17 protein-coding genes are annotated in these 18950 nt (G+C 44.7%); 11 read left to right on the top strand and 6 right to left on the bottom strand.

Annotated elements, in window-relative coordinates; all coding sequences use genetic code 11:
- Window positions 1-95 precede the first annotated feature (95 nt).
- Window positions 96-917, top strand: coding sequence for a 16S rRNA (adenine(1518)-N(6)/adenine(1519)-N(6))-dimethyltransferase RsmA (gene rsmA / locus K4039_RS12210; RefSeq protein ID WP_265235457.1), 822 nt, complete (start codon window positions 96-98; stop codon window positions 915-917).
- Window positions 918-1075: 158 nt separating this feature from the next.
- Here rsmA and K4039_RS12215 read toward each other — a convergent pair whose 3' ends face one another.
- Window positions 1076-2461 carry a sensor histidine kinase gene (locus K4039_RS12215; protein ID WP_265235458.1) on the bottom strand — a complete coding sequence of 462 codons (1386 nt, stop codon included), beginning with the start codon at window positions 2459-2461 and terminating at the stop codon, window positions 1076-1078.
- A 90-nt stretch (window positions 2462-2551) separates the two neighbouring features.
- On the opposite strand from K4039_RS12215, the gene ispE reads away from it, so the two are divergent.
- The 6 genes from ispE to K4039_RS12245 all read left to right on the top strand — a co-directional run bounded on the left by ispE (window position 2552) and on the right by K4039_RS12245 (window position 6800).
- On the top strand, window positions 2552-3529 hold the full coding sequence (ispE, locus tag K4039_RS12220; RefSeq protein ID WP_265235459.1) for a 4-(cytidine 5'-diphospho)-2-C-methyl-D-erythritol kinase: 978 nt from the start codon (window positions 2552-2554) through the stop codon (window positions 3527-3529).
- 150 nt (window positions 3530-3679) lie between these two features.
- Window positions 3680-4033 (top strand): DUF3082 domain-containing protein, encoded by a 354-nt coding sequence (locus tag K4039_RS12225; RefSeq protein WP_265235460.1) that lies wholly within the window; start codon window positions 3680-3682, stop codon window positions 4031-4033.
- A 61-nt stretch (window positions 4034-4094) separates the two neighbouring features.
- Window positions 4095-4721 (top strand): DUF488 family protein, encoded by a 627-nt coding sequence (locus K4039_RS12230; RefSeq protein WP_265235461.1) that lies wholly within the window; start codon window positions 4095-4097, stop codon window positions 4719-4721.
- Window positions 4699-5151 (top strand): DUF488 family protein, encoded by a 453-nt coding sequence (locus K4039_RS12235; protein WP_265235462.1) that lies wholly within the window; start codon window positions 4699-4701, stop codon window positions 5149-5151. Before K4039_RS12230 ends, K4039_RS12235 begins: the two co-directional genes overlap by 23 nt.
- A 66-nt stretch (window positions 5152-5217) precedes the next feature.
- Window positions 5218-5889, top strand: a complete 672-nt coding sequence (locus tag K4039_RS12240) for a hypothetical protein (RefSeq protein WP_265235463.1) — start codon at window positions 5218-5220, stop codon at window positions 5887-5889.
- A gap of 197 nt (window positions 5890-6086) precedes the next feature.
- Window positions 6087-6800 (top strand): hypothetical protein, encoded by a 714-nt coding sequence (locus tag K4039_RS12245; RefSeq protein WP_265235464.1) that lies wholly within the window; start codon window positions 6087-6089, stop codon window positions 6798-6800.
- A gap of 127 nt (window positions 6801-6927) precedes the next feature.
- Here the strand turns inward: K4039_RS12245 and K4039_RS12250 are convergent, their stop codons facing one another.
- Window positions 6928-7494, bottom strand: a complete 567-nt coding sequence (locus K4039_RS12250) for a type II toxin-antitoxin system Phd/YefM family antitoxin (protein ID WP_265235465.1) — start codon at window positions 7492-7494, stop codon at window positions 6928-6930.
- A gap of 88 nt (window positions 7495-7582) precedes the next feature.
- Here K4039_RS12250 and metH point away from each other — a divergent pair, with 88 nt between their 5' ends.
- Entirely contained in the window at window positions 7583-11134 is a 3552-nt protein-coding gene (gene metH / locus K4039_RS12255; protein WP_265235466.1) for a methionine synthase, read from the top strand.
- Window positions 11135-11567: 433 nt separating this feature from the next.
- On the opposite strand, the gene K4039_RS12260 is transcribed toward metH, so the two are convergent.
- Window positions 11568-12191, bottom strand: a complete 624-nt coding sequence (locus K4039_RS12260; protein ID WP_265235467.1) for a hypothetical protein — start codon at window positions 12189-12191, stop codon at window positions 11568-11570.
- Between the two features lie 264 nt (window positions 12192-12455).
- Entirely contained in the window at window positions 12456-12782 is a 327-nt protein-coding gene (locus K4039_RS12265; RefSeq protein ID WP_172184303.1) for a YbjQ family protein, read from the bottom strand.
- A gap of 151 nt (window positions 12783-12933) precedes the next feature.
- On the opposite strand from K4039_RS12265, the gene K4039_RS12270 reads away from it, so the two are divergent.
- Together K4039_RS12270 and crtO are read left to right on the top strand one after the other, a co-directional pair.
- Entirely contained in the window at window positions 12934-14034 is a 1101-nt protein-coding gene (locus K4039_RS12270) for a tetratricopeptide repeat protein (protein WP_265235468.1), read from the top strand.
- A 380-nt stretch (window positions 14035-14414) separates the two neighbouring features.
- On the top strand, window positions 14415-16106 hold the full coding sequence (crtO, locus tag K4039_RS12275; protein ID WP_265235496.1) for a beta-carotene ketolase CrtO: 1692 nt from the start codon (window positions 14415-14417) through the stop codon (window positions 16104-16106).
- A gap of 76 nt (window positions 16107-16182) precedes the next feature.
- On the opposite strand, the gene K4039_RS12280 is transcribed toward crtO, so the two are convergent.
- The gene (locus tag K4039_RS12280; RefSeq protein WP_265235469.1) at window positions 16183-16977 is read right to left on the bottom strand and encodes a HEAT repeat domain-containing protein; all 795 of its coding nucleotides are present in this window, start codon (window positions 16975-16977) and stop codon (window positions 16183-16185) included.
- A 191-nt stretch (window positions 16978-17168) separates the two neighbouring features.
- On the bottom strand, window positions 17169-17402 hold the full coding sequence (locus K4039_RS12285) for a polymorphic toxin type 34 domain-containing protein (RefSeq protein ID WP_265235470.1): 234 nt from the start codon (window positions 17400-17402) through the stop codon (window positions 17169-17171).
- Window positions 17403-17819: 417 nt separating this feature from the next.
- On the opposite strand from K4039_RS12285, the gene K4039_RS12290 reads away from it, so the two are divergent.
- Window positions 17820-18920, top strand: coding sequence for a saccharopine dehydrogenase family protein (locus K4039_RS12290; RefSeq protein WP_265235497.1), 1101 nt, complete (start codon window positions 17820-17822; stop codon window positions 18918-18920).
- Window positions 18921-18950: the final 30 nt, after the last annotated feature.

An 18950-nucleotide genomic window follows, 5' to 3' on the forward strand; every position in this document is an offset into this window, starting at 1 on the left:
ACCCCTGTTTACAAAAATAAACATGAGTGTAAGTTGGGGGAAAATATGAGGTTGTGATAGAATGAAGGGCTAAGATTTCTCCAAAAATTCAAAAAATGCGATCGACCAGACCCCGGAAACAGTTTGCTCAACATTGGCTCAAAAGTGAGAAAGCCTTAGATAAGATTGTCAAAGCAGCGAGTTTGGAGGGCGATCGCGTCCTGGAAATCGGGCCGGGTACTGGGATTCTGACTCGGCGCTTGCTGCCTGCGGCTGAGTCTGTTGTTGCTGCGGAGATCGATCGAGATTTGTGCCTAAAACTAGCCAAGCAACTAGGCAAAATTGACAACTTTTTATTGCTACAAGGCGATTTCCTGGAAATGGACTTAGAGGCTGAACTAATAGCCTTTCCCAAATTCCAGAATCCCAATAAAGTTGTTGCCAACATTCCCTATAATATCACCGGCCCCATCCTGCAAAAACTGCTGGGAACGATATCTGTGCCTGCTCCTAAACCCTTCGATTCGATCGTGCTGTTAGTGCAGAAAGAAGTCGCCCAAAGACTTTACGCTAAACCTGGTTCTACAGCTTTTGGCGCTTTGTCGGTGCGGGTACAATATTTAGCAGAATGTGAGTTAATTTGCGATGTGCCTTCTAGAGATTTTTATCCGCCTCCAAAAGTCGATTCTGCGGTGGTGCGGCTGCTTCCCAGACAGATAGAAACTGTGGCGGTTAATCCGCGCTATTTGGAGACTTTACTGAAGTTGGGATTTGGCAGCAAGCGCAAAATGCTGCGAAATAATTTGAAAGGATCTGTCGATTTAGATAAACTCGTTCAATTGTTAGAAAATTTACAGATAAATCCTCAATCTCGCGCTGAAGATTTAAGCGTGGCGCAATGGGTAAATTTGAGCAATAATTTGTTTTCGGATGACTAATGACCAATGACGTTAGACGTTGGACGGAAAGCGAGCGGGGACGCTCGCACTAATAACCAATAACCAATAACCAATGACCAATGACTAATGACTAATGACTAATGACTAATGACTAATGACTACTGACTACTGACTACTGACTGTTAATTGTTCAATGATTATTTAACGCTAATCGGAATTTTAATAATAAATTCCGTACCCAGTCCTGGCGCTGAAATACACTGCAATTCTCCTTTGTGTCTTTCGGTAATAATTTGATAGCAGATAGACAAACCCAGTCCCGTACCTTTACCTACAGGTTTGGTTGTAAAAAAAGGATCGAATATCTGCTCGACTACCTCCTCAGCGATGCCTGATCCATTGTCAAGAATTCTGATTTCTACCCATTTCTCGTCTACAACTCTGGTAGAAATTTTGAGGACTTTGAGATTAGTTTCACGGGCCATTTTATGGTTTTCGCTATCTTCCTCTAAAGCATCAATAGCGTTATTCAATATATTTATAAATACCTGATTTAGCTGTCCGGGATAGCACTCGACTTTCAGTAAATTGCCGTAATCTTTGATGATTTCAATGGGGGGATAACCGGGTTTGGGATTCAGGCGGTTTTGCAACATCATCAGGGTGCTGTCAATACCTTCGTGAATGTCCGCTAATTTCATGTCGGCTTCGTCCAGCCTCGAAAAAGTCCGCAGCGACTTGACAATATCGCGGATTCTGTCCGCCCCTGTTTTCATGGAAGATAAGATTTTTGGCAAGTCTACTCGGATAAAATCTAAATCAAGAGACTGGAGTTTTTCTTTGACTCCCGGTAAGGGATTTGGATAATGCTGTTCGTAGATATCGGCCATTTCCAGGAGATTATTCGCATACTCGCCAGCGGGAGTCAGATTGCCGTAAATGAAGTTGACTGGATTGTTAATTTCGTGGGCGACACCAGCTACTACTTGCCCCAAAGATGACATTTTTTCGCTTTGAATTAGCTTGGCTTGAGTCTGCTGCAATTCTAACAAAGTTTGTTCTAGCTGTAGAGTTTGTTGTTTTAATTCTATGGTGCGTTCCTCAACTCTAATTTCTAGCTCGTCTTTGGATTTTTTTAGTGCTATTTCTGCTGATAGGCGCTCGCATATTTCTGCTTCGAGGAGGCTGTTTGCTAGTGCTAGCTGGGCGGGACTGGGAAGGGCTAGGGCTTGAGGGATTAAGTTTACTAAAAGTATGGCTGTAGTGAAGGAAATAGTGGCGGTAATTGCTTTCATGGTTCCTGAAAGCCAATAGGTAGGATGCCAAAGCGTCCAGACTTCAAAGATGTGAGTGATCCCGCAGGCGACGATAAAGGCTCCAAACATGGCAAAAATCCAGTCAAAGGGCAAATCTTTGCGTTTGGAAATAAAATAAATCAGTGTAATGGGGATCGAGAAATACGCCAGTGCAATGATCGAATCTGAGGCTACGTGAAGCCAGACTAACTTGGTCTGCCACAGATAGCAGTGCCCGTGAGGAATAAATGACCCGGAACTAAAAAAAGTTTTCCACATTTCCTGCATAATATTTCCTTTGAGTTGTGAGAAAATGGACTCTGACTTGTGTCAATTAATTTCAACCAGGGGTTTCTTTCACCTGCGGCTTAATCACCTATGCGCTCATATTCTCTCCTAGCTTCAGCAAAAATCAATCTGTATTTGGAAATAATAGGCGATCGCCCCGACGGATATCACGAACTGGCGATGGTTCTTCAAAGCATAGATTTGGCCGATCGAATTGATTTGCGGGCGATCGGTACAGACACAATCCGCGTGCGCTGCGATCACCCGCAAGTCCCGCCGGATAAGAATAATCTAGCTTACCGGGCGGCGGATTTGTTGGCGCAGCAATTCCCCGATGCTTTGGCGAAATACGGCGGAGTCGAGATTGCGATTCACAAGCAGATTCCGGTGGCTGCTGGGCTCGCCGGCGGTTCTGCAAATGCGGCCGCGGTTTTAGTTGGGATGGACTTGCTGTGGCAATTGGGACTTACTCAGTCGGAGTTGCAAGAGTTGGGAGGAACTTTGGGTTCGGATGTGCCTTTTTGCATTGCTGGAGGTACGGCTTTGGCAACAGGCCGTGGTGATAAACTGTCGCCGCTGCCGGATTTGGGCGGATTTCATGTGGTGCTGGCGAAGTTCCGCAATCTCAGTATTTCTACGGCCTGGTCGTATCAAACTTATCGCCAGCAGTTCAGTAGTTCCTATTGTGCGTCGGAGGATTTGGAGTGTCGTCGGGAACGGCTGCATTCGGGGCCGATGGTGGGGGCGATCGCCCAAAAAGATCGATCGAAAATTGGTAAACTATTGCACAACGATTTAGAAAAAGTTGCTTTACCCGTTTATCCGCAGGTGTTGCAATTGCGGGAAGCCTTTGATGCAGCGGGGGTTTTGGGCGCGATGATGTCGGGTTCCGGGCCGACGGTGTTTGCACTCTGTGAGTCTCAAGAGCAGGCTCAGCAGGTTGTGGAACGGGTGAAAAGTGCGATCGCCTCTCCAGATTTGGATTTTTGGGTGGCAAAGTTTAGCAATACTGGGATTCGGATTTTTTCTGAGGAAAATGATGTAAAAGCGCCGATTCCCACGGTGTAACTGGCAGATTGTGCGATCGGTCGAGTTCAATCTAACTTTGCGCAGAGTCTATTGAGCTCGCAGAACTGATAAAATGACATGAAACACGGATTTTATTCTTGGTGAATTAAGCCGAGATCTAAAATCTAAAATCTAACATCTCAAATTGCAATGACTGATTTAACTAATCCAAGTTCTACTTCTCAATCTCTAAGTTCGGCTGGGGATAAAACACCCGCATCTGCTTCGCCGCCGACGGTTTTGCGGTGCGTGACTGGTTCGCTAATGGCGGGCGGATTTGCGGTGGCTTTGTACGCCCTAACTTTGTCGGTAGCCCAAACTTTTGCTAACAAGCCGATTCATTCAGACAATGTGACTGTGATTAATATTGCGGCGGCTGTGCGAACTTTAGTCATGGGAATTGTCGCTTTGGGTGGAGGTGTTTTTGCTTTTGCGTCTGTGGGTCTGATGCTGCTAGCTTTGCAACTTTTGATTCAAAAGTTGGTGAAAAAACCCACAGCTTGAAACCATAGGGCTGCACAAACTCTCGTCTGCAAAGCAAAGACTGAATAGTAAGGTCAAAGCAATGGAATTATTTACGATCGGGCACTCCAATCTGAGTATTGAAGCGTTTATTTTGCTACTGCAACAACACGGAATTACAGCGGTTGCGGACGTGCGATCGCATCCTTTCAGCCGCTATTTACCTCATTTCAATAAATCCGAAATTACAGATTCCTTGTCTGCTGCTGGGATTCAATATGTTTTTTTGGGACAAGAGTTGGGCGCGAGACCAGAAGATTTAAGCTGTTACGATACTAGCGGTAAAGCTTTGTACGATCGCATAGCAGCCACTCCTCTATTTTCTGCCGGAATTCAGCGCTTGCTCAAAGGCGCAGCCAGTTATAAAATCAGTTTAATGTGTGCGGAAAAAGACCCGATTACTTGTCACCGCACTATTTTAGTGTGCCACAAAGTCAAAGAATTTAATTTGCAGATTAATCATATTCTGTCCGATGGCAATTTAGAATCGCACCAGGATTTAGAAGCCAGACTTTTGAAAAATTTTAACAAAGGTAAAAAAAATAATGAGCCAATTCAGTTAAGTTTGTTTGAATTAGAGCCTCAAATTAAAGATGAAATAGTTGATTTGGAAACAGCTTATTATCGTCACGGATTAGCAATCGCTTATGTCACAAAAGAAAGCAATTAATTTATTTACCATTGGTTTTACTCAAAAAAGTGCTGAGCAGTTTTTTGATACTTTGATGAAAGCGGGAGTCCGCAGGGTGATAGATACGCGGCTGAATAATGTGTCGCAGTTGGCGGGTTTTGCTAAGCGGAAAGATTTAGAGTATTTTTTGCGGACAATTGGCAATATTGAGTATGTGCATATTCTGGATTTAGCCCCGACTCAAGAGATTTTGGATGATTATAAAAAGAAAAAGGGAGATTGGGATGTTTATGAACAGCAGTTTTTGCAGTTGATTCGCGATCGACAAATTGAGCAAAAAATTTCGCAGGATCTTCTAGACTGTGCGTGTCTGCTTTGTAGCGAACCAAAACCTCACAACTGTCACCGCCGTTTAGTTGCTGAATATCTCAGCAATAAGTGGCAAAATGTCAAGATTAGTCATCTTTGAATTGCATAGCTGGTGCGCAGCGCCATACATAGAGGAATCAATCTAAAATCTAAAATCTAACATCTCATGACTCGGATAATTTGCCTTGCTAATTCTTGGAAACACGGCGACAGGTGCATCGCTGGAATTAATGAAGTTAATGGTAACTGGGTACGTCCAATTTCCGACTTACGAGACGGCCAAATTCCTAAAGAAATGCGGCACATAAATAGACTGGAACCGGCATTATTAGATGTTATAGACATTCCTTTGGCAAAAACGGGGCCGGACTTTGGTTTCGAGTGCGAAAATCTGTCTATTTTGCCGGGAAAATGGCAGCACGTTGGGAAGGTTTCGTCATCGTTTTTGCTGAAATATTTCCGTGATCAGGCATACATTTTGCATAATGATTTGCGATTTGTGACGGTGAATTATATGCAGTCTTTGCCAAGGGAAAACCGCCAAAGTTTACAATTAATAAAAGCAGTTAAATTTACCGTAAAAATGGTCAGCCAAAGATTTGAAGGTGGGAATAAATGGGAAGGATCTATTGTTACGGCATACAATCAAAAATTAACGGCAACAATTACTGATCCGGTGTTTACTAGAAGGTTGGATTTGGGCTATCGCCCGGAAAAAGCTTGTTTGATAACAGTCAGTTTAAGTATGCCTTGGCGGCCTGATGGTTGGGAAGGGGATGACCCTTGTTGGAAGTTGATTGCGGGTGTGATCGAGTTGGAGGAAGATATTATTTATTAATGTTAGCTGGCGTTTTGATTGAAATGGCGATCGAACCTTTATTTTTGATTAATTTTAGCAGCAACTCTTGACATCGCATATATTTGAAATTAGGGTAAGTAGATCCGCGCGCACCATAGGTTTAGAGATTTTGTTCGAGTTTTAACGTTGTTCGTGGTATAATTCTGCGGGACTGTAGCAGAAAGGGGTGCTTTTTTATGAAAGCAGAATTTTATTATGACTGTCACAAATATATTTGCAGTTTAGTTCAAGTTGATTTTGTCAAAGAATTAAAAATTAAAAATCATCAAGGTTTTGTTTTGGCTGTTAAGCAAGGCGAAAAGATTGGGCTTTTGGGAAAAAGTCGCCATAATGCTAAACAAGTTGATGTTTCTAAGCCGCATTTTTATAATGTAATTAAAGCAGCAATGAGCGCTTTGGAATTAGAAACTAGAAATGAGGTGATATTAGAAAGGAATCGCACGATTGCTGATGGTGAAGAAATGATTCAACAGCAAAACCGAGAAATTCGTCTTTTGAATGAACAGCTTAGAATTCAAGCGACTCAGATTGAGCAGTTGTCAAGGGAAAATCAGCAGTTATCGGTGCAGCTAGTAGAGAAGGAAATCAGAGAAACTCAAGTTACTCAAGAAATTGAGGAAGATTTAGCGGCGGAAATTGAGGATTGGGTTGGAGAAGCTGAAATTAGTGAAAAAATCGATGAATTGCCGATTATAGATTCTGGGTTGGGAGTGCATTTAATCGAACATCAGCAGGATTTGGAGGAGGTTGAAGAAGCGAAAAAAATTAGCGGGGGTGATATTGAAGTTGTCGAATTAGAAATTATAGAAGAAGTAGAAGTGGCTGGAGGTGAAAGTGAAATTAAGCACTTACCTAAAAGAGGTTCACAGAGAAAGATGAGAAAGAAATAATAAAAAATCTTAATATTTTTTAAGACTCACAGGTTCAGTGTTGTTTACTATTTTGTCAGGTGCGTCGCTATGAGATTGTCGATCTGATGCGACGTATTTTCTATGGCGACACACCCTACGAATAGTATTATGATAACATTTTTAGTCTGGCTTGTTCAGCGATTAGGTACTCCGGTACCCAAAATCGCTCGACAGACATGAGAATAGCTACAGATATGAAAATATCAATATTCTCTCCCATTTCTTCAGTGGGCAGTAAACCAAATAATTCGTCGAATTCCTTGACATCTGCTAAGATATTATCAAGGTCTTCTACAAGTTCGTCCGGGTAAATGCAGTGAATTCCTCTCTCATCTTCATAATATGCTTCTTCGTCAGGAAAAAATTGTGAGGGTTTGAGTTCTTGCATGAGATAATCTATCTTGTGAAATTCTGTTTCGGGAACGATCGCAGCTATATCTTTTCCTGCTTGCTGTAAGAGAATCCGATCGCCCTTTTGCATCACTCGTTTAATGATCGCGATCGCATTTTCGGCAAAATCCTCAACAGTTAAACGGAAAAACCCCTCGGAGTCGATCGCCAGTTTAGCCCCTACAGCCGCGCCCACAGCAGAATTTTGACAATTATCCAGGGCGATCGGTAAAATCATAGGTGCGATCGAACTATTGTCAGCAGCATTAAATCTTTCAGTCATCAGCCGTTCCCCAAGATTCACATAACTGTTGAGAATATTGCACAATGGATAAAATTGTAAATATATAACCTACGTCTTTTTACCGCCGATGAATAGCAGATTTCTCGATCGACTCCACCACCCCTCGCGCCCCATCATCGTCTTCGACGGCGCAATGGGAACCAACCTGCAAGTCCAAAACCTCACCGCAGAAGACTTCGGCGGCAAAGAATACGAAGGTTGTAACGAATATCTCGTGCACACCAAACCCGAAGCCGTCGCCACCGTGCACAGGGGATTCCTCGAAGCAGGCGCTGATGTCATCGAAACAGACACCTTCGGCGCTGCTTCCATCGTGCTCGCCGAGTACGATTTAGCAGACAAAGCCTATGAGCTCAACAAAACAGCCGCAGAACTCGCCAAGGGAATCGCAGCCGAATTTGACACGCCAGAAAAGCCGAGATTTGTCGCAGGATCGATCGGCCCAGGCACCAAATTGCCAACATTAGGACACATCGATTTTGACACACTCACCGCCGCTTTTGCCGAACAAGCAGAAGGACTTTATGACGGTGGCGTTGACTTATTTCTGGTCGAAACTTGTCAAGATGTGCTGCAAATTAAATCAGCATTAAATGCCATTGAAGAAGTATTTAAGAAAAAAGGTGCGCGGATTCCATTAATGGTATCAATCACAATGGAAGCCACCGGCACAATGTTAGTCGGTTCCGACATCAGCGCCGCTTTAGCTATTTTGCAGCCCTATCCCATAGATATTTTAGGCTTAAACTGCGCCACCGGGCCCGATCGCATGGCGGAACACGTCAAATACCTTTCCGAACATTCGCCCTTCGTAGTTTCCTGCATTCCCAACGCCGGTTTACCCGAAAACATCGGCGGCCACGCGCACTACAAACTAACGCCAATAGAATTAAAAATGGCCTTGATGCGCTTTGTCGAAGACTTAGGCGTGCAAGTCATCGGCGGCTGCTGCGGAACCCGCTACGATCACATCCAACAACTATCAGAAATTGGCGAAACTCTCACACCAAAAATCCGCGAATTTTCTTGGGAACCGGCCGCCGCTTCAATTTATAGCGCCCAACCCTACGAACAAGAAAATTCTTTCTTAATTGTCGGCGAAAAACTCAACGCCAGCGGTTCCAAAAAATGCCGCGATTTGCTGAATGCCGAAGATTGGGACGGTTTAGTAGCAATGGCTAGGGAACAAGTGCGAGAAGGCGCGCACATTCTTGATGTCAACGTTGATTATGTCGGGCGCGACGGCGTGCGCGACATGAAACAATTAGTTTCCCGCGTTGTGACTAATGCAACTCTGCCTTTAATGTTGGATTCCACCGAGTGGGAAAAAATGGAAGCTGGCTTGAAAGTTGCGGGTGGCAAATGTTTGCTTAATTCCACTAACTATGAAGATGGAGAACCGCGTTTTTATCAAGTTTTGGAGTTGGCAAAAAAATACGGGGCGGGGATAGTAATCGGGACAATTGATGAAGATGGGATGGCTAGAACTGCCGACCAAAAATTTGCGATCGCCCAACGCGCCTATAACGCCGCCGTCGCCTACGGAATTGGTGCCCACGAAATCTTTTTTGACCCCTTAGCTTTGCCCATTTCCACGGGGATTGAAGAAGACCGAAAAAACGGCAAAGCTACCATCGAATCCATCCGCCGCATTCGCCAAGAATTGCCCGGTTGTCACGTGATTTTGGGAGTTTCTAATATTTCCTTTGGTTTGAATCCGGCGGCGCGGCAAGTTTTGAATTCCATGTTTTTACACGAAGCGATGCAGGCGGGGATGGATTCGGCTATTATCAGCGCTAATAAGATTTTGCCGATCGCCAAAATCGACCCCAAACACCAGGAAATCTGCCGTAAACTGATCTACGACGAACGGGAGTTTGACGGCGAAATTTGCATTTATGACCCCTTGGGCGACCTAACAACGGTGTTTGCTGGCAAAACCACCAAGCGCGATCGGACAGAAGACGCAAACCTCCCCGTAGAAGAACGCCTCAAGCAGCACATCATCGACGGCGAAAGAATTGGACTCGACATCCAACTCGCCAAAGCATTAGAAACCTATCCGCCGCTGCAAATTATCAATACCTTCCTACTAGACGGGATGAAAGTAGTAGGAGAATTGTTCGGTTCGGGACAAATGCAGCTACCGTTTGTATTGCAGTCAGCAGAAACCATGAAAGCGGCGGTTGCCTATTTAGAACCGTACATGGAAAAGTCGGAATCCGGCGACAATGCCAAAGGCACATTCCTGATCGCAACTGTTAAAGGCGACGTTCACGACATCGGCAAAAACTTGGTTGATATTATCCTATCAAACAACGGCTACCGAGTGATCAACTTGGGAATAAAACAGTCAGTTGATAACATCATCGAAGCCTACGAAAAGCACAAAGCCGATTGTATTGCGATGAGTGGTTTGCTGGTGAAATCTACCGCATTCATGAAGGAAAATTTGGCAGCATTTAACGAGAAAGGAATTACCGTTCCTGTAATCTTGGGCGGTGCAGCTTTGACTCCCAAGTTTGTGCATGAAGACTGTCAAAATACCTACAAAGGTAAAGTTATATACGGCAAAGATGCGTTTTCTGACTTGCACTTTATGGAGAAACTGATGCCAGCCAAATCTGCTGGTAACTGGGAAGATTTGCAAGGATTTTTAGATGAAGTAGGGCAAGAAAGTAAGACAGTGAAAACCGCTAAAATTTCGGCAGAAACGGCTGTAGAAGATGTCAAAAAACCAGACATTGCGGTGGTGATTGATACCAGGCGTTCCGAAGCAGTTGACGCAAATATCGATCGCCCAAATCCTCCTTTCTGGGGAACCAAACTATTTTCGCCCGAAGAAATTCCCTTTGAAGAGATTTTCTGGCACTTAGATTTGCAAGCATTAGTTGCGGGACAGTGGCAGTTTCGCAAGCCAAAAGACCAATCGCGGGCAGAATACGATGCTTTCTTAGCGGAGAAAGTTTATCCGATATTGGCAGAATGGAAACACAAAATCATCACTGAAAAGTTACTGAATCCGCAAGCAATTTACGGATATTTTCCGTGTCAAGCTGAGGATAATTCCTTGCATCTGTACGATCCGGAAATTATGAGTAACGGGCAAGATTTATCGACACCCGCTGCGACATTGACATTTCCCCGGCAAAAATCGGCGCGCCGACTGTGCATTGCCGACTTTTTCGCGCCGAAAGAATCGGGTAAAATCGATGTATTTCCGATGCAAGTGGCGACGGTGGGAGAAGTTGCTACGGAGTACGCGCAAAAGCTATTTGCTAACAATCAATATACTGATTATCTCTACTTCCACGGATTGGCGGTACAGACTGCCGAAGCGGTAGCAGAATGGACTCACGCGCGGATTCGCCGGGAATTGGGCTTTGGTAGCGAGGAACCGGACAATATTCGGGATATGCTAGCGCAGCGATATCGGGGTTCGCGCTACAGTTTCGGCTATCCTGCTTGTCCGAATATGGCGGATCAGTACAAGCAATTGGATTTGCTAAAGTGCGATCGTATAAACTTGCACATGGATGAAAGCGAACAGCTTTATCCAGAACAATCTACTACGGCAATTATCACCTATCACCCAGCGGCGAAATACTTCACCGCTTAATTTGTATGGTGCGTGCGGAGTACAAAGGGGTGTCAACTTAACGTCAAATGTACTATCGATTTACTGTTTGGCGACTAGGCCAGATCCCCCCTAACCCCCCTTAAGAAGGGGGGAACCGGAAGATATCAAAGTCCCCCTTTTTAAGGGGGATTTAGGGGGATCTCCGAGGATTTTGGTTTTACACAGAGATGTGTGTACACGGTAGTTAAGAAGGGGGGAACCGGAAGATATCAAAGTCCCCCTTCTTAAGGGGAATTTAGGGGGATCTAGACTCAGCAAAAAGCGCATTAGACAAATAAAACTCGGCGGTTGAAACCGCTACTACACAAACGAAGTCCGCCGGCACGGACTGAAGAATACATGAATTAAAACAATAAAAAAGCACCTTGAAAAAGTGCTTTATGAACATGAACTTTCCATGTTTGACAAATTTTTACGAGTAATTCCGGGGAGTGCGCGCGCCGGCAGATGCTCCGGCCATCGAAGCAACCAAACCCAATAGGGAACCGAACAAAAATGACCAGCCAGCTTTGGCGGCATTTTCCGCAATATTGCGAGTATCTTGAGCAGATACGTTAGGCGCTTGGTTCGGCAGATTTACCACGCCTTGCTGGGCTTGATTAATCACTTCTCCCGCATTCGCAGCTACTATGCCAAAAGTACCCGCTACGCCGTTTGCTAACAGCCAAGAGCCAATTGTTAAGGTAGTTGCCCACAAAATTGCTCCGTTCAAAAGTGCCGTGCTGCGGTTCATCGGGCCGCAAGCGCGAGCTGTTACCCAGCCGCCAACGCCTAAGCTAATTAGCAAACTGATAATTGACCAAATTCCTACCCCAGTACCCACGCTGCCGGCAATAGTGCGCGGTGCTCCTGAATTAGCGATGTTGCTTAAGCCGATCGCAGCGCCCAATGCACTTAAAACCAATTGTGTGGCGATCGCAATTACCAAACCTGAAAATATCGGGCCCCAACGTACTCGATCGTGGTATTCCATCACTGAATTTACGACCACAGGTTCGGTACTAACGTTGTCTACAGGTCTATTTACGTATGTCATAGCTTTTCCTTTCCTTTGACTGTTGGTTCTATTTTTAACAATCTTTCATCTAAGCATTGATTGTGGCTGAGATTGATAAAAACTATATCTGCCTGGGGAAATAACCAGTATCTATGTCTGAAGAAAGAAACAAAAAAGTCATTAGCCCTGAGTCCATAGCTATTAGCTAATGACTGCTGACTAATAACTTATGACTAATGACTAATGACCAATAACTATTTTATCCAGTTAAAAAACTTCGCGGATGTATAGAGGAAAGTCAGCTTACCGCAATCTGACAGCAGTCCCAACGGCAGTAATCAACAGCAAAGCGCCAGAAGAGTCTACATTAATCGTGCCGGTATCAACTTCCACCCCGATTACAGCATTAGCACCCAGGCGCTGAGCCCGTTTTTCCAGTTCCGCGAGGGCATCTCGCTGTCCTTTGAGAAACACTTCCTCATAACTGCCGGTGCGCCCGCCGATGATGTCGCGAATGCCCGCGAAGAAATCTCGCAGGGCGTTGGTGCCGTAGACCACCTCAGCAGTTACAATTCCTAGGTAAGATTGAATTTCTGCTCCTTGAATGATATCAGTTGTTGTTACAATCATCAGTTGGCCTCAAGTGCGAAAATTTTGAGTTGGTCTTGTTCTGTAGATTTACTACATCTGGCTGCTCAAAGATTCCTGGTAAACCCTAAGCTTTCAGCGATCGCAACTTGACAGCAATCCGCTCTTTTATTCCACACACTCTTTGAAACAAATGGCCGTGTACAAACAAAGTCTCTTGGTATTCAGTACGCTGTTGATAGCAGGATTCGCTGTCGCAGCCCCGCAGATAGCGCTCTCAGCAGAAACACCAGTTCAAGTTAAAGCTCAAAATAATCCAAATTTAGATGCTCTGCTGCGACAAGGGCGGGAGTTGGTAAATTCAGGAGATTACAGTCAGGCGATCGCCATTTATCAGCAAGCAGCCCGTTTAGATGCCGAAAACCCGCGCATTTTTTCCGGTATTGCCTATTTAGAAGCACGTCAGGGCAACTATCAGGCCTCAGTAGAATTTTACCAACAGGCGATCGGTCTGGAGCCCAAAAATGCTGACTTCCAATACGCATTAGGATATGCTATGGCGAATCTGCAAAACTATCCCGCAGCAGCCTCCGCTTACCGTCAGGCCGCTGCGCTCGATCGCAAAAATGTCAATGCCCGCATTGGTCTCGGAGTGGTACTGTTTCAGCAAAAAGATTACGTCGGTGCATTTAAAGCATACCAAGAGGCGATCGCCCTCGATCCGAAAAGTTGGCAAGCTTATTCTTCAATGGGTTTAGTATTGATCCAGCAGGGAAACTTTGCCAGTGCTGTCACCGTGCTCGAACAAGCAGCTAAACTCGCTCCCAAACAAGCCAGCGTCCAGTTAAAATTAGGTAGTGCTTTGCTGCGCAGTGGCAACACTTCCGAAGGGGTAGCAGCGTTTGAAGAAGCTGCCAAATTAGAGCCACGGAACCCCGAAGTGCAGTTAGAAATTGGCGAACTTCTCCGGGTTCAAAACGACTTAGACGGAGCACTGGTAGCTTATAAGCGAGCGATTGACGTGCGCCCGAATTTAGTGGCAGCCCACGCTGCGATCGGAGAAATTCAACTAGAAAAACAAGATTTTTTAGGAGCGATTATCACTTTTAGGCGAGTGATCCAACTCGATCCAGACCGGGCAGAAGCTTATTATAATATGGGTAAAGCATTCAAAGCGCGCGATCGCACATCCGAAGCAATTCAAGCTTTCCAACAAGCCCTCGACACTTACCGCCAGCAAGGCAACAATGATGGTGCACAAAAAGCCGAGGCGGCACTTAATGAACTGAAGTAATATTTCTCATTGTACTAATTGGGAATCGGCAATGGCGAATTAGTAACGGAGAATAGCTAATGGAGAATTGGTCATCAATTACATCCGTTAAATCCGTTAAAAAAGCCGTTGCCGAACTTCCCTCTGTCAATTAAATCCGTTAAAAAATCTTTACCTAACAGCTTTATTGTGATATAATGCGGGGGCGAATTGGCAATAATGATCGCTCGGCAAATTCAATAATAAATAAAGGCGATCGCACAGCAACACTTGGTAAGAACTCCATCTTTTGTAAGATGCTCAAACTAATCTCTTCAGATGAATCTATTTCTATTGATAGATCCCGCAAAGTTGTTAACATTTGTAAAATGAGCAAAACATCCTATCCCAGAGCTTCATCTATGCAAACGTATGACGTGATTATCATAGGAGCAGGTCACAACGGGCTTGTCTGTGCGTCTTATCTCCTCAAAGCCGGATATACCGTTTTGTTGTTAGAAAAACGTTCGGTTCCCGGCGGCGCGGCGACTACAGAAGCAGCGATTCCCGAGTTACCCGATTTTAAATTCAATTTGTGCGCGATCGACCACGAATTTATCCATTTAGGGCCAGTCGTAGAAGAATTAGAACTGGAAAAATACGGCTTAGAATATCTTTACTGCGATCCAGTCGTTTTTTGTCCGCATCCAGACGGCAAATATTTCTTGGCGCACACTTCCGTCGAAAAAACTTGTGCAGAAATTGCCCGCTACAATGAGCGCGACGCTAAAAAATATGCCGAATATACAGACTTTTGGCAGCGCGCTTTAAGTGCAATGATGCCGATGTTCAACGCGCCGCCAAAATCTATTATAGATATTGCCGGTAACTACGATATTGGTAAACTCAAAGACTTATTTTCAGTCATCGGTTCCCCCGACAAAACGCTGGACTTTATTCGCACGATGATTACCAGCGCTGAAGACATTCTCAACGAGTGGTTTGATGAGGAATTTCTGAAAGCACCCTTAGCGAGACTCGCTTCAGAATTGGGCGCGCCTCCTTCGCAAAAAACCATTGCGATCGGTGCAATTATGATGGCAATGCGCCACAATCCCGGCATGGCGAGGCCTCGCGGGGGAACTGGTGCATTGGTGCAAGCGCTGGTCAATTTAGTCAAAACCTATGCGGGTGTTATACTTACCGACCAGCACGTTGAGAAAATATTAGTTGATAACGGCCGCGCTGTCGGTGTTCGAGTTGCAGGTGGCACAGAATATCGAGCTACCAAAGGCATCATTTCTAATATTGATGCGAAGCGTTTGTTTCTGCATTTAATGGATGACAGCGATGTTGATGCTGCTGACCCGAATTTGCGGGAAAGATTGGAGCGCAAAATTGTTAATAACAACGAGACAATTCTGAAAATAGATTTAGCTCTCAATGAAATGCCTAAGTTCGATCGCTGGAACCATCGCGATGAATATTTAATGGGTTCTGTTTTAATTGCTGATTCGGTGAAACACGTTGAAATTGCCCACACCGAACCTGCGATCGGCAAAATCCCCGATTCCGATCCGTCGATGTATGTCGTGTTTCCGACGGTAAGAGACCCGTCAATGGCTCCTCCCGGACACCATACGGCTTGGATTGAATTTTTTGCTCCTTACCAGATCGAAAATGCTGAGGGAACCGGCCAGCACGGTACAGGTTGGACGGACGAGCTGAAAAACAAAGTTGCCGATCGCTGCATTGACAAATTAGCAGAATACGCGCCGAATATCAAGAATTCAATTATCGGCCGCCGGGTGGAAAGTCCGGCCGAATTGGGAGAGCGTTTGGGGGCGCTGAAGGGGAATTATTACCACGTTGACATGACGCTGGATCAGATGATATTTTTCCGTCCTTTACCGGAGTTGGCCAATTACAAAACGCCGATCGACGGTTTGTTCCTCACCGGTGCGGGCACGCACCCAGGCGGCTCGATTTCGGGGATGCCCGGACGCAATACGGCTCGCGTGTTTATGCACTCGCAGCAGCCGATCGCGCAAACTTTGGCGGATGCGGCTAATTCTCTGAAATCGACGGCTAAGTCGGTATTTCGGGGTAATTAGAAGTAAGATTTTTAACCGCAGATGAATGCAGATGAACGCAGATATAATTAATCTGCGTTCATCTGCGTTAATTTATTCAGTCTTTTAGTATTGATTCAGCTTGATACCGCATCAAGGGAAAACGAAGGGCGATCGCACTCAATATTTTACCTAACTCAGGGGCATCTTTGGCAAGATTTGGCGTTGGTTCACGTTCCTTCAAATCTGTTAAAATAGTCAAAATATGCTGAGCAAAATCTTCATCAGCCCGATCCAACAAATCAACTAATTTAGCCATATCTTCTTTCGCACCCAACCAGTACCTTGCACCCAGCAATTCAGCTTTTACTGATAAAGGAAGTTCAGAGTTTAGATACTTTTCCAGTTTGGGCAATAGCTGCGACGTACCTAAAATTCCAATAGCATTAGCAGCATAACATCTAACAGCTTCATCTTCATTAGGATCGAGCAGTGAAATATCGAGAATTTTGATTGATTTAGGTTCTCCTAAATACCCCAGAGTTTCTGCTGCTGATGCGCGAACCAGTGCCGAAGGGTCATTTCTTAAGATATGCTCTATTGGTGCGATCGCAGGAGTATAATCAAGTTCACCCAGCGCCTCAACTGCTTCAGATCTAACGAGTTTTTCAGTATCTTTCAGCAGTGGCATTAATGCAGGGCCAACTGTCTCTACTTCCTCTGAACCCAGATAACCTAATGCTTCTGCTGCATGGGATCGAATTAATTCATCAGGGGAATTTAGCAATCTTAATATCTTTGGTGCAGCAGCGTAAACTTCTGCATCTACAAGCTGTATCAGTGCTTCTGTTTGCAAGGCATAATCATCAGAATCACAATAATCTAGCAGTGTTTCAGTTTTGAGATTATTCATATTTGTTGCACCTCCATTTCATTTTGATGCTTGTACTCTCGGTTATTTGAAAATTCATCATTTGGCTGAAATATTCTTGTAGCGATATCAATACGATAGCTTGTAAAAGTTAGACATCTCCATAAATTTAAATCCGGCAGTATTAGTACAATAGTTGCAGACTAATTTTTGGAGATGTCTCTTGGAGAAGTTTACCTCTTTTCCTTTTTCATTTTTTTCTTCTTGCTGCTGTGTCTGTTTTTTCTGTCCCCCAAAGCTTTCTGGGTTGTTTTAATTTTCTCCCTTTCTACCTTGTCCCCATCGCTTTTAGCTTGCTTGTCAAGAATTTCCAAGGCTGTAGATATATCTGGAGCTTTACCTTCTCGGATTAGTTGGTTAGCTTTTTCCCAGATACCTGTGTCTGCGACATTACCTTCTGAAGTCATATTTATTTTTATAGGAAATTAAAGTTAAAAAAATATAGTGTAAATATTAGAATCTGACTAATGTATTTTTAAAGTTTACCACAATCAACTACCTTTTAGTATAGCACAACTGCCCATTTATATCAACTGAATGTCAAAAGTAATGTCGCTCTGTTGTGTGACGATCAACGTTATACAAAGCGAGGGGCAAAAAGCGATCTAAGTCCCTTTTCGATCGGGATTTAAGGGAAGGAGACTAGGCTGTAAATGAAAAATTAGGACATGGTTGTTTGGGAGAGTTGCTTTGGCCCGGTTCGCCTGCGGATACCTGGGACATCGATCTTGATGTCTAAGATTATCACAAATTCATCCTTTGTGCAGATGGAATTTATGCCGGAAAATAGAGAAACTTATATTAGCGTTACCCTATTTTTAGCGATGACAAACCGAGTTTTGATTGTCGGCGGGCGGGGACGAATTGGCAACAGCGTTGCTCAAGACCTTGTTACCCACACCGACGCAGAAATTACTATTACCGGACGCGACCCTAATGGATCACTTCCACCAGAGTTGCCGCCGGATCGATCGCGCTATTTAGCTTTAGATTTAGCAGATAGTGCAGCTTTGCAGCAAGCTGTTTCATCCTCTAACCTCGTCGTGCACTGTGCCGGGCCATTTCACTACCGAGACGCTAGCGTATTGAAAACTTGCATCGAGGCTGGTGCTAATTATAGCGATGTCAGCGACAGCCGCAGTTTTACTCGCAGAGCTTTAGAATTGCGCGAAACAGCTAAAAATGCTGGAATTACTGCGATTATCAATACGGGAATTTTCCCTGGAATTTCTAATAGCATGGTGCGCCGAGATGTCGAGCAATTAGATACAGCAGAACACATCCATTTGAGTTACGTTGTCGGCGGTTCGGGCGGTGCTGGTGTGACGGTGATGCGGACTACTTTCTTAGGTTTGCAAACTCCTTTTGAGGTTTTGATTGATGGCCAAATGCAGCAGATCAAGCCATACACCGAGCGCGAAACGATAGAATTTCCCGAACCCTACGGCAAAACTGGCGTTTACTGGTTCGATATGCCGGAAGCAATTACTTTGCCCGAAACTTTCCCAGTGAAAACAGTTGTTACCAAATTCGGCACTTTTCCCGACCTTTACAATCACTTGACTTGGTTTGTTGCCAAATACTGGCCCGATAGCTGGCTGAAAAATCCGTCTGTGATTGAGTTTTTGTCCTATGTCAGCTACGGGATGACTGCTGTTAGCAATAATTTTAGCGGTGTGGGCGTGGCTGTGCGATCGCAAGTAACCGGCATGAAAAACGGTAAACCCGCTAAAGTTCGATCGACAGCGGTACACTCAAATGCTGCCGCAGCTACGGGCATCGGTACTGGCAGCATCGCTCAATTAATTTTAGAAGGCAAATTGACAAAGCCGGGGGTTTGGTCGGTAGAGCAAGCTCTTTCTACGGAGCTATTTGAACGAGCTATGCAGAGTCGCCACCTCAAGATTAATCAAGAATGGGTGTAATGAAAGCAGTGCGATTCTGTAGGGTGCGTC

Source organism: Lyngbya sp. CCAP 1446/10 (assembly GCF_026130175.1).
Classification (GTDB): Bacteria; Cyanobacteriota; Cyanobacteriia; order Cyanobacteriales; family Microcoleaceae; genus Microcoleus.

Bases quoted from the DNA above. Each gene is read 5' to 3' on its own strand.
- K4039_RS12265 (WP_172184303.1), bottom strand. From the start codon at position 12,782: ATGATTGTAACAACAACTGATATCATTCAAGGAGCAGAAATTCAATCT.
- K4039_RS12240 (WP_265235463.1), top strand. From the start codon at position 5,218: ATGACTCGGATAATTTGCCTTGCTAATTCTTGGAAACACGGCGACAGG.
- K4039_RS12290 (WP_265235497.1), top strand. From the start codon at position 17,820: ATGACAAACCGAGTTTTGATTGTCGGCGGGCGGGGACGAATTGGCAAC.
- K4039_RS12270 (WP_265235468.1), top strand. From the start codon at position 12,934: ATGGCCGTGTACAAACAAAGTCTCTTGGTATTCAGTACGCTGTTGATA.
- metH (WP_265235466.1), top strand. From the start codon at position 7,583: ATGAATAGCAGATTTCTCGATCGACTCCACCACCCCTCGCGCCCCATC.
- K4039_RS12225 (WP_265235460.1), top strand. From the start codon at position 3,680: ATGACTGATTTAACTAATCCAAGTTCTACTTCTCAATCTCTAAGTTCG.
- K4039_RS12285 (WP_265235470.1), bottom strand. From the start codon at position 17,402: ATGACTTCAGAAGGTAATGTCGCAGACACAGGTATCTGGGAAAAAGCT.
- crtO (WP_265235496.1), top strand. From the start codon at position 14,415: ATGCAAACGTATGACGTGATTATCATAGGAGCAGGTCACAACGGGCTT.
- K4039_RS12235 (WP_265235462.1), top strand. From the start codon at position 4,699: ATGTCACAAAAGAAAGCAATTAATTTATTTACCATTGGTTTTACTCAA.
- K4039_RS12250 (WP_265235465.1), bottom strand. From the start codon at position 7,494: ATGACTGAAAGATTTAATGCTGCTGACAATAGTTCGATCGCACCTATG.
- K4039_RS12230 (WP_265235461.1), top strand. From the start codon at position 4,095: ATGGAATTATTTACGATCGGGCACTCCAATCTGAGTATTGAAGCGTTT.
- ispE (WP_265235459.1), top strand. From the start codon at position 2,552: ATGCGCTCATATTCTCTCCTAGCTTCAGCAAAAATCAATCTGTATTTG.
- K4039_RS12245 (WP_265235464.1), top strand. From the start codon at position 6,087: ATGAAAGCAGAATTTTATTATGACTGTCACAAATATATTTGCAGTTTA.
- rsmA (WP_265235457.1), top strand. From the start codon at position 96: ATGCGATCGACCAGACCCCGGAAACAGTTTGCTCAACATTGGCTCAAA.
- K4039_RS12280 (WP_265235469.1), bottom strand. From the start codon at position 16,977: ATGAATAATCTCAAAACTGAAACACTGCTAGATTATTGTGATTCTGAT.
- K4039_RS12215 (WP_265235458.1), bottom strand. From the start codon at position 2,461: ATGCAGGAAATGTGGAAAACTTTTTTTAGTTCCGGGTCATTTATTCCT.
- K4039_RS12260 (WP_265235467.1), bottom strand. From the start codon at position 12,191: ATGACATACGTAAATAGACCTGTAGACAACGTTAGTACCGAACCTGTG.